Here is a 13,298-nt window from a genome sequence, read left to right as displayed (position 1 = left end):
GGAAGTCGAGGGTCAGAGATCGAGATCGGGTACGTCGACCCGAACCTTCAGTGTATGGGCGGCCCCGGGCGCACGACCCTTCGCGGGGCGGCGCCCCTTCATCGCGTGGCTCACCACGGACGCGCGCAGGCTCTCGGTCACGCGCGCCCCGAGGCCGTAGTCGAACCGCACCAGAGCGCGAACCGAGTCCTCGTGCGCGATCGGACCGAGCACGGACTCGGCGTCGAGCTCCGGCACGGCGGCGCGCAACGCCGCGATGGCGGTGTCCACTGCGCGCCGCGGGCCGTCGACGGAGGCCACCCGCACGGTCGGGGGCATGCGCAGCGGGGCGCGGTCGGCGAGCTCGGAGCGGGCGTACGCGGCCTGCGTCCAGGTCGCGAGTGCGCGAGCGACCTCGCCGCTCACGCCGACGAGGTGAACCGGAGCCCCGGCGGCGGCCAGGGCCGCCGCGTTCGACCACCACCGCAGACACGACTCGCCGATGCGCAGGTCGTCGGCCATCAGCATCCGATCCCCGTCCAGCAGGATCACGGCACGATACCCGCCGGCCGCGAGCGGCTCGGCGCCGCGGGTCGCCACCACCAGGGCGGGACGGGCGTCGACCTCGGCCACCGGGTGGTCGCCGTCGGCGACGATCACGCGCGTGCCGGGAAAGGCGCGGCCGAGCTCGTCGGCGGTGCGCTCGCTGCCGGACGAGGCCATGCGCAGCAGCGTCGACCGGCACTCGGGGCAGGCCCACGCGTGGGCGGCGCGTCCGCACCACGTGCACGTCGGGACGGCGCCCTGGCGCGCCGCGTGGAGCGGACCGCCGCAGTGCGCGCAGCGCGCAGGATGGCGGCATTTCGCGCACACGAGAACGGGTGCGTAGCCCGGACGCGCCACCTGAACGAGCACGGGGCCCCCGGTGAGCGCTTCGCGCGCGGCGGCGAACGCCGACGACGGCACGCGCGCTGCGCGGGACTCCCCTTCGCGGTTCGCGCTCAGCACGACGCGAGGGCTCATACGCCGTGCCGCGGGGAGGTCGCGCACCCAGCCGACGGCGACCAGACGCTCGACGTCGGTGGTGCGGGTGTGCCCTGCGAAGACGAGCGCTCCGCCGTGCAGTTCCTGACGCAGCAGCGCCGCGTCGCGGGCGTGGACCCCGGGGCTCAGGGGCTCCCCCAGCAGAGGGTCCCCATCGTCCCAGAGCGCGACCAGCCCGAGCGCGGACACCGGCGCGTACACGGTGGAGCGGTTGCCGATCACCACGCACGGCGCGTCGGCGAGGGTCCTCAGGAACGCGGCGTACCGGGTGGGACCGCTCTGCTTCGCATCGTCGCGGACCAGGGCGCCGGCGGGGATGCGGGCCGTGAGCGCGGCTTCGAGTTGGGCCCGATCACGATGATCCGGCACGGCGATGACGGCGCTGCGCCCGGAGGCGAGGGTATGCGTCGCCGCCGCGGCGAGGAGGATCGCCCAGGACCCGACGACCGTGCCGTCGTCGAGCGTCGACGGCACGGGCGGCGCATCCACCGCCAGGCGCTCGTCGTGGTCGAGCGCTTCGGCGAGTCCTGGGTACGCGTCGAGGACGCCCTCGGCCCACGCACGATCCGCGTCGTCGATCACCGGACGCAGCGGCGGGTCGGCGGCGAGCCACGCCTTCTCGGCGCGCACCATGCGCTTGGGGATCGCGAGGCGGAGGATGTCGCCCGCCGACCCTGCCGCCCGGTCCGCGGCGCGCCGGGCGAGCGCGTAAAGCGGCGGCGTCAGCACCGGCACGGGCGACACGACGGCCTCGAGCTGCGAGAGCGGGCGGTCCGAGGCATCCGGCTCCCCCACCTCGACGAGAAGCGCGTCGACCACTCGCCCGGCGCTGCGCAGGGGCACGCGCACGCGGACGCCTGGCACGGCGTCGGCGACGAGCCCGGCGGGGATCTCGTAGTCGAAGAGGCGGTCGAGCTGCGGCAGGGGCGAGTCGATCAGCACGCGCGCGACGCGCCGCGGGCGCCGCGGCCGATCGCCGGCGCTCGGCTCGTCGTCGTGCACCGCGGTCACGCGGCCGGTGTCAGAGCCCGGCGGCGGCGCGCAGCGCGTCCGCGCGGTCGGTGCGCTCCCACGTGAAGTCGGGCAGCTCGCGGCCGAAGTGGCCGTACGCCGCGGTCTGCGCGTAGATCGGCCGCAGCAGGTCGAGCTGGTCGATGATCGCCTTGGGGCGCAGGTCGAACACGTCGAGGATGGCCTGGGTGATCACGTCGTCGGCCACGCGGCCGGTGCCGAACGTCTCGACGTAGAGCCCGACGGGCTTGGCCTTGCCGATGGCGTACGCGACCTGCACCTCGAGGCGGTCGGCGAGTCCGGCGGCGACGGCGTTCTTCGCGACCCACCGCATCGCGTACGCGGCCGAGCGGTCGACCTTCGACGGGTCCTTGCCGCTGAACGCGCCGCCACCGTGGCGGGATGCGCCGCCGTACGTGTCGATGATGATCTTGCGGCCGGTGAGGCCGGCGTCGCCCTTCGGGCCGCCGATGACGAACGGCCCCGCCGGGTTGATGTAGTACTTCACGTCGGGCAGCTCGAGCCCGGTCGCCTCGAGCACCGGGTCGATGACCTCGGCACGGACGGCGGCGCGCAGCGCCTTCTGCGAGATGTCGGGGTGGTGCTGCGTCGACAGCACCACGGACTCGACCGTCTTCGGAGTGTGGCCGTCGTACCCGAGCGTCACCTGCGTCTTGCCGTCGGGGCGCAGGAAAGGCAGCTCGCCCGAGCGACGCACCTCGGCGAGCCGCTCGGCCATGCGGTGCGCCGTCCATGCGGCCATCGGCATGAGCTGCGGCGTCTCGGTCGTCGCGTAGCCGAACATGATGCCCTGGTCGCCCGCGCCCTGCAGGTCGTGCGGGTCTTCCGAGCCGTCCTCGCGGCGCTCGAACGCCTTGTCGACGCCGGCGGCGATGTCGGAGGACTGCGCCCCGATCGAGACGCTCACGCCGCATGAGTCGCCGTCGAAGCCGGTGTCGCTCGAGGTGTAGCCGATGCGGTTGACGACGCCGCGCACGATGGCCGGGATCTCGACGTACGCGGAGGTCGAGACCTCACCGGCGACGTGGACGAGCCCGGTGGTGACGAGGGTCTCGACGGCGACGCGCCCGTTCGGGTCGGCGTCCAGGATCGCATCGAGGATCGAGTCCGAGATCTGGTCGCAGATCTTGTCGGGGTGGCCCTCGGTGACGGATTCGGACGTGAACAGACGCAGGTCGGTCATCGGTACTCCAGTTGTCGTGGCTCCGGTCATCGTGGCGTCCGGGCGCCGAGGGGGCGGACACCAGTATGCCCCCGACGACGGACAGGGCCGTCGTCGGGGGCATCGAGGATGTGACGGATTACTCCGCGCGGCGCAGGCGCAGCTTGTCCTCGTGGATCTCGTGCATCGCGATGGTGAGCGGCTTGTCCTCGACGGTCGAGTCGACGAGCGGGCCCACGTTGTCGAACAGGTTCCCCTCGTGGAGGTCGGAGTAGTAGTCGTTGATCTGGCGCGCGCGCTTGGACGCGAAGATCACGAGCTGGTACTTCGAGTCGACCTTCTCGAGGAGGCTGTCGATGGGGGGCTCGATGATGCCCTGGTTCGTTCCGGCCATGGCGAAACCTCCTGGATCGGATGAAAGGAATAGTCGATGGAGCCTCGGGGTGCCGAGGCATCCCACCATTCTACGTGACGGAATGCTCTCAGCGCGCGAGGCGGGCGACCTCGTCGGCCGCGTGGGCGACATCGTCGTTCACGACCCGGTAGTCGAACTCGCCCTGCGAGGCCAGTTCGGTCTTCGCGGTGCGCAGGCGCCGGGCGCGCTCTGCGGCATCCTCGGTGCCGCGGCCGACGAGGCGCTGCACGAGCTCGTCCCAGCTCGGCGGCAGCAGGAAGACGAGGGTGGCCGAGGGGTCGGCCTCGCGCACCTGACGGGCCCCTTGCAGATCGATCTCGAGGAGCACGGTGCGTCCCTCGGCGAGGGCCTTCTCGATGGGGCCGCGCGGCGTGCCGTAGCGGTAGGCGTTGTGCACGGTCGCGTGCTCGAGCAGCTCGCCGTCGGCGATCATGCGGTCGAACTCCGCGTCATCGACGAAGAAGTAGTGCTCGCCGTCGACCTCGCCCGGGCGGGGCGCACGTGTCGTCGCCGACACCGACAGCAGGATCTCGGGGTGGTGGTCCTTGATGTGGGCGGCCACGGTGCCCTTGCCCACCGCGGTGGGACCGGCGAGGACGACCAGGCGGCTGCGGCCGGCACGGGGCTCGGCCTCGGGCCACCGGCTGTCGAGGAACTGGCGCAGGTCCTCGCGCTGGCGCGAGCCGAGGCCGCCCAGACGCTTGACCGGCGAGATCTCGAGGTCCTGGAGGATGCGGTCGCGCTTTCCCTCGCCGATCGCCGGGATCGCGGTCAGGAACTCGGGCACGCGCATCGCGCCCGCGGGCGACGTGGGCTCGGCGAGGGCGCGCCGCAGGAGCTCCTGCGGCGTGATCACGCGCATCGCGACGTCCTTCTTGAGGGCGGCGCGTTCGCGGCGGGCGGCGACGGCGCGCCGCGAGGCGGCGACGCGGTCGACCTCGGGGGGCCTCCCCTGCGCGCCAGGGACGTGGGGCGGGGCTTCATCAGGGGTTTCCTGAAAAAGGGTGCGCGAATCGGACATATCAATCACCACGGTAGAGAAGGGCGCGCTCGGATATGCGCGCGGCGAGCCGGTCGGGTCCGGCAGCCAGGATGCTGCGGCTCTCAGACGCTACCACCGCTTCCTGCAGGACGCCGAAGCGCTCACCGAGATGACGTGGTTCCGCACCCTGGTGACCGAAGCCCGGGCCGAGGATCGGCGCGACCGGCGCGAACGGCCGGAGGCCGGCATCCGTCCAGTCCACGGTGCCGCCGATGACGAATCCGAGACTCCCCCACTCGCCGTCGGGCGTCGTGCGGGCATTGCGCTCGGAGACCTCGCGGACGATCCCGGCCGAGACCGTGTCGCCGTCCGCATGGCGTGCGCGCTGCAGTCCGAGCGCCTCGGGGTTGCTGGTCGCGGCGAGGACGAACACGCCCTTGCCGTGGCGCAGGGCGAGGTCGAACGTTCCCTCCAGCGCACCCACGCCGAGGTACGGGCTCACGGTGAGCGCATCGGCCTCGAGCGGCGAGCCGGGCGCGAGCCAGGCCTGTGCGTACGCGTCCATCGTGGTGCCGATGTCGCCGCGCTTGGCGTCCGCGATCACGAGGAGTCCGGCGTCGCGCGCCGCCGCGAGCACGTCCTCCAGCGCGGCGAAGCCCGCCGAGCCGTGCACCTCGAAGAACGAGACCTGCGGCTTGACGACGGCGACCCGGCCCGCGGCGGCCTCGACCACGCGCAGGCCGAACTCGCGCACACCGGCGGCGGAGGCATCCATTCCCCACTCCGCGAGGAGGTGGGCATGCGGATCGATGCCGACGCACAGCTGGCCGTGCGTCGCCATCCCCGCGCGGATGCGCTCACCGAATGAGGTCATGCGCCCGCCCGATCGGCCGCGTACTCCTGCAGGCTCTTGACCTTGAAGCCCTCGCGCAGCACCGGCAGGGCGCTGACGGCGGCGCCGAGCACGGCCATCGTGGTGAACAGCGCCTTGTCGCCCGCGACGGCGGCCGCGCGGATCTCGTAGCCGTCGGCGCGGGCGGCGCCGCCGGACGGGGTGTTCACGACGATGTCGATCTCGCCCGCGTTTATCAGGTCGACGATGTTGGTCTCGCCCGAGTCCTGCGTCTCGGAGTACTTGCCCACCACCCGCACGTCGATGCCGTTGCGCGAGAGGATCTCGGCCGTGCCCTCGGTCGCGACGAGATCGAAGCCGAGCTCCTGCAGGCGGTGCGCCGGGAGGATGACGGCGCGCTTGTCGGCGTCGGCGACCGAGATGAACACGGTGCCCGACTGCGGCATGCCGCCGTACGCGGCCTCCTGCGACTTCGCGAACGCGGTCGGGAAGTCGCGGTCGATGCCCATGACCTCACCCGTCGAGCGCATCTCGGGGCCGAGCACCGAGTCGACGGTCTGGCCGTCGCGCGTGCGGAACCGCTTGAACGGCAGCACGGCCTCCTTGACGGCGACGGGGGCGTCCAGCGGGACGCGCGATCCGTCCTGCTCGGGCAGCAGCCCCTCCGCCTTCAGCTCGGCGATGGTGGCACCGGCCATGATGCGCGACGCCGCCTTCGCGAGCGGGATGCCGAGGGCCTTGGAGACGAAGGGCACCGTGCGGCTCGCGCGGGGGTTGGCCTCGATCACGTACAGGACTCCGGCCGAGATCGCGAACTGCACGTTCAGGAGTCCGCGCACCCCGACGCCCTCGGCGATCGCGTGCGTGGCGATGCGGACGCGATCGATGTCGGTGCGACCGAGGCTCACCGGCGGCAGCGTGCACGACGAGTCGCCGGAGTGGATGCCGGCCTCCTCGAGGTGCTCCATGACGCCGCCGATGTACAGCTCGTCGCCGTCGTACAGCGCGTCCACGTCGAGCTCGATCGCGTCGTCGAGGAAGCGGTCCACCAGCAGCGGCAGACCGGGGCCGATGATCGCCTCGCCGGCGACGCGCACGAAGTAGTCGCGCAGCGCCTCGGTCGAGTACACGATCTCCATGCCACGGCCGCCCAGCACGAAGCTCGGGCGCACCAGCACGGGGTAGCCGATCTCCTCGGCCACCGCGACGGCGCCGTCGACGTCGATCGCGGTGCCGTTGCGCGGCGCGACGAGTCCGGCGTCGTCGAGCAGGCGCGAGAAGAGCTCGCGCTCCTCCGCCAGGTCGATCGCGGCGGGCTTGGTGCCGAGGATCGTGTAGCCGGCCTCCTCGATGCCCTTCGCGAGCCCGAGCGGGGTCTGGCCGCCGAGCTGGCAGATGACGCCCAGGATCTTCCCCGACTGCGCCTCGGCGTGCAGCACCTCGAGGACGTCCTCGAGCGTGAGCGGCTCGAAGTACAGGCGGTCGGACGTGTCGTAGTCCGTCGACACGGTCTCGGGGTTGCAGTTGACCATGACCGTCTCGTAGCCCGCGTCCGACAGCGCGAACGACGCGTGCACGCAGGAGTAGTCGAACTCGACGCCCTGGCCGATGCGGTTCGGGCCCGAGCCGATGATGACGACCTTCGTGCGCTCGGACGGCGTGACCTCGGTCTCGAAGTCGTAGCTCGAGTAGTGGTAGGGCGTCAGCGCCGGGAACTCCCCCGCGCACGTGTCGACGGTCTTGTAGACGGGACGGATGCCGAGACCGTGACGGATGCCGCGCACCTGGGTCTCGCTGTCACCGCGGAGCTCTGCGACCTGGGCGTCGCTGAAGCCGTGCTCCTTCGCGATGCGGAGGGTGGCGGCATCCAGCTCACCCGCCTGGGCGACGAAATCGGCGACCTCGTTGATGAGGACGATCTGGTCGAGGAACCACGGGTCGATCTTGGTGGCCTCGAAGGCCTGCTCCACCGTGGCGCCCTTGCGGAGCGCCTGCTGCAGGACGACGATGCGCCCGTCGGTCGGGGTCTTCGCGATCTCGAGCAGCTCGTCCACCGAACGGGGCTCGTCGCCCCAGTGGAAGCTCGAGCCGCGCTTCTCGAGCGAGCGCAGCGCCTTCTGCAGCGCGGTCGCGTAGTTGCGGCCGATCGCCATCGCCTCGCCGACCGACTTCATGGTGGTCGTCAGCGTGGTGTCGGCAGCCGGGAACTTCTCGAAGTTGAAGCGCGGCACCTTGACGACGATGTAGTCGAGCGTGGGCTCGAAGCTCGCCGGCGTCACCTTGGTGATGTCGTTCGGGATCTCGTCGAGGCGGTAGCCGATCGCGAGCTTCGCGGCGATCTTCGCGATCGGGAAGCCGGTGGCCTTCGACGCCAGCGCCGACGAGCGCGACACGCGCGGGTTCATCTCGATCACGATGATGCGGCCCGTCTTCGGGTCGACCGCGAACTGGATGTTGCAGCCGCCGGTGTCGACGCCGACCGCGCGGATGATGTCGATGCCGATGTCGCGCAGCTTCTGGTACTCGCGGTCGGTGAGTGTGAGCGCCGGGGCGACGGTGATCGAGTCGCCGGTGTGGACGCCCACCGGGTCGACGTTCTCGATCGAGCAGACGACGACCGTGTTGTCGGCGGTGTCGCGCATGAGCTCGAGCTCGTACTCCTTCCACCCGAGGATCGACTCCTCGAGCAGCACCTCGTTGGTCGGCGAGTCGTGCAGACCGGCGCCGCCGATGCGGCGGAGGTCCTCCTCGTCGTACGCGAAGCCCGAGCCGAGGCCGCCCATGGTGAAGGACGGCCGCACGACGAGCGGGTAGCCCAGCTTCTCGGCGCCGGCGATCAGCTCGTCCATCGTGTGGCAGATCACCGAGTCGGCGACGTCGGCGCCGGCGTCCAGCACCAGCTGCTTGAAGATCTGGCGGTCCTCGCCCTTGTTGATCGCTTCGAAGTCGGCCCCGATGAGCTCGACGTCGTACTTCTCGAGGATGCCGTGCTTGTGCAGGTCGATCGCGGCGTTGAGCGCCGTCTGACCGCCGAGCGTCGGCAGGATCGCGTCGGGCTTCTCCTTCGCGATGATCGTCTCGATCACACGCCAGTTGATCGGCTCGATGTAGGTCGCGTCGGCGAAGTCCGGATCGGTCATGATCGTCGCCGGGTTGGAGTTCACGAGGATGACGCGGACGCCCTCGTCGCGGAGCACGCGGCAGGCCTGCGTGCCGGAGTAGTCGAACTCGCACGCCTGACCGATGACGATCGGGCCGGAGCCGATGACGAGGACGGAGTTGATGTCGTCGCGCTTGGGCATTACTTCGCGGCCTTCTTCTCGAGGTTCGCGACGACCAGGTCGCGGAAGCGGTCGAACAGGTAGTTGGCGTCGTGGGGTCCCGCGGCGGCCTCGGGGTGGTACTGCACCGAGAACGCCGGGATGTCGAGCGCACGCAGGCCCTCGACCACCTGGTCGTTGAGGCCGACGTGGCTGACCTCGACCTTGCCGTAGCCGTTCGGGCTGTCGAACGAGCCCTCGACGGGCGCGTCGACGGCGAAGCCGTGGTTGTGCGCGGTGATCTCGACGCGGCCGGTGGCCTTGTCGAGGACCGGCTGGTTGATGCCGCGGTGGCCGAACGGGAGCTTGTACGTGCCCAGGCCGAGCGCGCGGCCGAGCAGCTGGTTGCCGAAGCAGATGCCGAAGAACGGCAGGCCGTCGTCGAGCACGCCGCGCAGCAGGTCGACGTGGTCGCCCGATGCCGCAGGGTCGCCGGGGCCGTTCGAGTAGAACACCGCGACCGGGTCGATCGCGCGGATGCCGTCGATCGTGACGTCCTGCGGGAGCACGTGCACCTCGAAGCCGCGGGCGGCGAGGTTGTCGACCGTCGCCTGCTTCACGCCCAGGTCGAGCACGGCGAGGTTGCCGATGCGCTCGCCCTGCGCCGGCGTGATCTCGGCCGCGGCCACCGAGACCTGCGCCGAGAGGTTCCGGCCGGCCATCTCGGGGGCCTCGCGCACCAGCCGCAGCTGCTCGTCCGGGTCGATCGTCGCGGCCTCGCCGGAGAAGATCGCGCCGCGCATGCTGCCGGCCGAGCGGATGTGACGCGTGATCGCGCGCGTGTCGATGCCGCTGATGCCGATCACGCCGTCGTTCACGAGCGCGTCGTCGAGCGACTCGTCGGCACGCCAGTTCGACACCACGCGGGAGGGGTCGCGGACGATGTAGCCCGACACCCAGATGCGACGCGACTCGGGGTCCTCGTCGTTCATGCCGGTGTTGCCGATGTGGGGTGCGGTCTGGAGCACGATCTGGCCCGCGTACGAGGGATCGGTCAGCGTCTCCTGGTATCCGGTCATGCCGGTGGCGAAGACCACTTCGCCGATGGTCGTGCCGAGGGCGCCGTAGGCGCGTCCGACGTGGCGGGTCCCGTCCTCGAGCACGAGGACGGCCGGGTCGGTCTGGAACAGGGAGGTCATGCGTCGGTTCCCGTCTGGGTCGGGGGAAGGATGCCGGCCACGGCGTCCGCGAGGGCACGGGCCGAGGCATCCTGGGGTCGGAGATAGGAGTCGACGACGGTGCCGTCGTCGAGGCGCCACGCGAGGCGCACGAGGCCGTCGGGCTCGACGACGCGGTCGATCGCGACCGTCGCCTGTGCGACGTCCTCGATGCGCTCGGACGCCAGGAACACGCGGGGCTTGCCGGTGAGATCGAGGGCGACGCCGGCATCGGTGACCGTCACGTCGGAGCGCGAGCGGAAGGCGAGGCCGCCGATGGCGAGACGCTCGAGCGGCTCGCCGTGACGCGTCGTCGCGACGTAGAGCGTCGGGAACGCCGAGAGCGTCGCGGCGCCCGCGGGGATCTCGCCGACGGGCGCGACGAGCGCGGCGTCGCGCCGCGTTCGTCGCCACCAGGCCCACACCAGCACGCCGAGCAGCGCGATGGTGACCGCGACCATGACGCCGAGCGCGGCCTCGCGGGTCATGCGCGCACCCCCGGAGTGTCGAGCAGCGCGCCGTCGGCGACCGTGACGGTGCCCTGGTGCAGGGTCCACCGCACGTCGCCGGGCAGCTCGCGTCCGAGGTACGGCGAGTTGACGCTGCGGCCGCGCAGGTCGTCGGTCGTGAAGGTGCGGCGCGGCGACGGGTCGTAGAACGCCAGGGACGCCGGCTGGCCCTCTGTGAGCGGGGTGCCGTGGCCGGTGAGCCGGCCGATGCGGGCGGGCTCGCGCGACATGACGCGTGCGACGTCGCCCCACGTGATGAGGCCCGTGTCGAGCATCGACTGCTGCACGACGCGCAGCGCGCTCTCGAGGCCGACCATGCCGTTCGCGGCCGCGTGCCACTCGCACGCCTTGGCCTCGGCGGGGTGCGGCGCGTGGTCGGTCGCCACGATGTCGATCGTGCCGTCGGCGAGGCCCTCGCGCACGGCGAGCACGTCCTCCTCTCGGCGCAGCGGCGGGTTGACCTTGAAGCGGGCGTCGTAGTCGCGAACGAGCTCGTCGGTGAGGAGCAGGTGGTGGGGGGTGACCTCCGCCGTGACGTTCACGCCGCGGCGCTTGGCCCAGCGGATGATCTCGACCGACCCGGCGGTCGAGAGGTGGCACACGTGCAGGCGCGAGCCGACGTGCTCGGCCAGGAGCACGTCGCGCGCGATGATCGACTCCTCCGCGACCGCAGGCCAGCCGGCCAGGCCGAGCTCGGCCGACACGGCGCCTTCGTTCATCTGTGCGCCCTCGGTGAGGCGGGGGTCCTGGGCGTGCTGCGCGATGACGCCGTCGAACGCCTTCACGTACTCCAGCGCTCGCCGCATGATCAGCGGGTCCCACACGCAGAAGCCGTCGTCGCTGAAGACGCGGACCCGCGCGCGCGAGTCGGCCATGGCGCCGAGCTCGGCGAGCCGCTCGCCCTTCTGGCCCACGGTGACGGCGCCGATCGGCTGCACCGTCACGAACCCGGCGGCCTCGCCCAGCGCGAGCTCCTGCTCGACGACGCCTGCGGTGTCGGCGACCGGGGAGGTGTTCGGCATCGCGAACACGGCGGTGTACCCGCCGGCCGCGGCGGCGCGGGAGCCGGTGAGGATCGTCTCGGATGCCTCGTACCCGGGCTCGCGCAGGTGCGTGTGGAGATCGACCAGACCGGGCAGCAGCACCAGGCCGTCGACGTCGATCTCGGTGGCGCCGGCGCGGCTGATGCCGCCGCCGATGGCGGCGATGACGCCGTCCTCGACGAGGACGTCGGCGGCGGTCGATCCTTCGACCAGCGCCCCGCGGAAGAGAAGGGTCTCGCTCATCGGGTGTTCTCCTTCGCTGTGCCGTCCGCGGCGGCGGCATCCGCCGTGGACGTGGTCTCGGCCGGGGTGCGCTCCGCGCCCGCCAGCAGCAGGTAGAGCGCGGCCATGCGCACCGAGACGCCGTTGGCGACCTGCTCGAGCACGGTCGAGCGCGGCGAGTCAGCGGCTTCTGCGGAGATCTCCAGGCCCCGGTTCATGGGTCCGGGGTGCATGACAATGCTATCCGCTCCCAGTCCCTGAAGTCGGCGTGCGTCGAGGCCCCAGCGGCGCGAATACTCCCGTTCAGTGGGGAAATACGCCGCATTCATGCGCTCCAGCTGGATGCGCAGCATCATGAGCGCGTCGGGGCCGGCGGCGATGGCCTCGTCGAGGTCGTACAGCACCTCGACCGGCCAGCCCGACATGTCCTGGGGCACGAGCGTGGGCGGCGACACCAGGGTGACGCTGGCGCCGAGCGTGCTCAGCAGCCACACGTTCGAGCGCGCGACCCGCGAGTGCAGCACGTCGCCGACGATCGTGACCTTGACGCCGGCAAGGTCACGCCCGCGGCTGTCGTCGCGGAAACGGCGCTTGCGGATGGTGAACGCGTCGAGCAGGGCCTGCGTCGGGTGCTCGTGCGTCCCGTCGCCGGCGTTGACGACGCCCGCACTGATCCAGCCGCTGGTGGCGAGGGTGCGCGGCGCACCGGAGGCGCCGTGGCGGATGACGACGGCATCCGCGCCCATCGCCTGCAGCGTCTGCGCGGTGTCCTGGAGGGACTCGCCCTTCGAGACGCTCGAGCCCTTCGCGGAGAAGTTGATGACGTCGGCCGACAGGCGCTTCGCGGCCGCCTCGAACGAGATGCGCGTGCGCGTGGAGTCCTCGAAGAACAGGTTGACGACGGTCTTGCCGCGCAGCGTCGGGAGCTTCTTGACCTCGCGCTGCTGCGTGTCGGCCATGTCCTCCGCGACGTCGAGGATGCGCAGGGCGTCCTCGCGGGAGAGGGTCTGGGTGTCGAGCAGGTGCCTCATGACTCGATCGTCACCTCCTCGACGCCGTCGGTCTCGGCGAGGCGCACGTTCACGCGCTCGTCGCGCGAGCTCGGCAGGTTCTTGCCGACGAAGTCCGGTCGGATGGGCAGTTCGCGGTGGCCGCGGTCGACCAGCGTCGCCAACCGGACGGCGGCGGGGCGGCCGATGTCCTGCAGGGCGTCGAGGGCGGCACGGATGCTGCGGCCCGAGAAGAGCACGTCGTCCACGAGGACGACGACCTTCCCGTCGATGCCGCCGGCCGGGATCTGCGTCGGCTGCGGCGCGCGGGTCGGATTGCGGTGCAGGTCGTCGCGGTACATCGTGACGTCGAGCGATCCGACCGGGATGGGGGCGCCGCCGAACTCGGCGACGAGCGCGCCGACGCGGTGGGCGAGGGTGACGCCGCGGGTGGGGATGCCGAGGAGGACCAGTCCTTCGGGGCCTTTGTTGGACTCGAGGATCTCGTGGGAGATCCGAGTCAGGGCCCGGGCGATGTCGGCCTCGTGCAGCACGGTTCGCGTGCTCATCCGCCGCTCCCTTCTCCGCCTC

Annotated in this window: 11 protein-coding genes; all 11 read right to left on the bottom strand. The window is 71.6% G+C overall.

The window, feature by feature from the left end:
• Positions 1 to 12: 12 nt before the first annotated feature.
• Complete coding sequence (locus Q9R33_RS14170) at positions 13 to 2,034, bottom strand: primosomal protein N' (RefSeq protein ID WP_311294170.1); 2,022 nt, start codon at positions 2,032 to 2,034, stop codon at positions 13 to 15.
• 10 nt (positions 2,035 to 2,044) lie between these two features.
• Entirely contained in the window at positions 2,045 to 3,238 is a 1,194-nt protein-coding gene (gene metK / locus Q9R33_RS14165) for a methionine adenosyltransferase (RefSeq protein ID WP_056367265.1), read from the bottom strand.
• A 118-nt stretch (positions 3,239 to 3,356) separates the two neighbouring features.
• On the bottom strand, positions 3,357 to 3,611 hold the full coding sequence (gene rpoZ, locus Q9R33_RS14160) for a DNA-directed RNA polymerase subunit omega (protein WP_018170775.1): 255 nt from the start codon (positions 3,609 to 3,611) through the stop codon (positions 3,357 to 3,359).
• Positions 3,612 to 3,699: 88 nt separating this feature from the next.
• Positions 3,700 to 4,653, bottom strand: coding sequence for a guanylate kinase (gmk, locus tag Q9R33_RS14155; protein ID WP_310246519.1), 954 nt, complete (start codon positions 4,651 to 4,653; stop codon positions 3,700 to 3,702).
• Position 4,654: 1 nt separating this feature from the next.
• Positions 4,655 to 5,488, bottom strand: coding sequence for an orotidine-5'-phosphate decarboxylase (gene pyrF / locus Q9R33_RS14150; protein WP_310246522.1), 834 nt, complete (start codon positions 5,486 to 5,488; stop codon positions 4,655 to 4,657).
• Positions 5,485 to 8,769 carry a carbamoyl-phosphate synthase large subunit gene (gene carB / locus Q9R33_RS14145; RefSeq protein ID WP_311294169.1) on the bottom strand — a complete coding sequence of 1,095 codons (3,285 nt, stop codon included), beginning with the start codon at positions 8,767 to 8,769 and terminating at the stop codon, positions 5,485 to 5,487. Before carB ends, pyrF begins: the two co-directional genes overlap by 4 nt.
• The gene (gene carA / locus Q9R33_RS14140) at positions 8,769 to 9,926 is read right to left on the bottom strand and encodes a glutamine-hydrolyzing carbamoyl-phosphate synthase small subunit (RefSeq protein ID WP_056367269.1); all 1,158 of its coding nucleotides are present in this window, start codon (positions 9,924 to 9,926) and stop codon (positions 8,769 to 8,771) included. The genes carB and carA overlap by 1 nt, the downstream gene beginning before the upstream one ends.
• Entirely contained in the window at positions 9,923 to 10,432 is a 510-nt protein-coding gene (locus Q9R33_RS14135; RefSeq protein ID WP_056367270.1) for a hypothetical protein, read from the bottom strand. Before Q9R33_RS14135 ends, carA begins: the two co-directional genes overlap by 4 nt.
• Positions 10,429 to 11,739: a dihydroorotase gene (locus tag Q9R33_RS14130; protein WP_311294168.1), complete on the bottom strand. Its 1,311-nt coding sequence runs from the start codon at positions 11,737 to 11,739 to the stop codon at positions 10,429 to 10,431. The genes Q9R33_RS14135 and Q9R33_RS14130 overlap by 4 nt, the downstream gene beginning before the upstream one ends.
• On the bottom strand, positions 11,736 to 12,749 hold the full coding sequence (locus tag Q9R33_RS14125) for an aspartate carbamoyltransferase catalytic subunit (RefSeq protein ID WP_056367272.1): 1,014 nt from the start codon (positions 12,747 to 12,749) through the stop codon (positions 11,736 to 11,738). The genes Q9R33_RS14130 and Q9R33_RS14125 overlap by 4 nt, the downstream gene beginning before the upstream one ends.
• Positions 12,746 to 13,276, bottom strand: a complete 531-nt coding sequence (gene pyrR / locus Q9R33_RS14120) for a bifunctional pyr operon transcriptional regulator/uracil phosphoribosyltransferase PyrR (RefSeq protein WP_056367273.1) — start codon at positions 13,274 to 13,276, stop codon at positions 12,746 to 12,748. The genes Q9R33_RS14125 and pyrR overlap by 4 nt, the downstream gene beginning before the upstream one ends.
• Positions 13,277 to 13,298: the final 22 nt, after the last annotated feature.

This window comes from Microbacterium sp. PRC9 (genome assembly GCF_031844125.1).
GTDB lineage: Bacteria > Actinomycetota > Actinomycetes > Actinomycetales > Microbacteriaceae > Microbacterium.
This window is presented reverse-complemented; position numbering and strand designations above follow the sequence as displayed.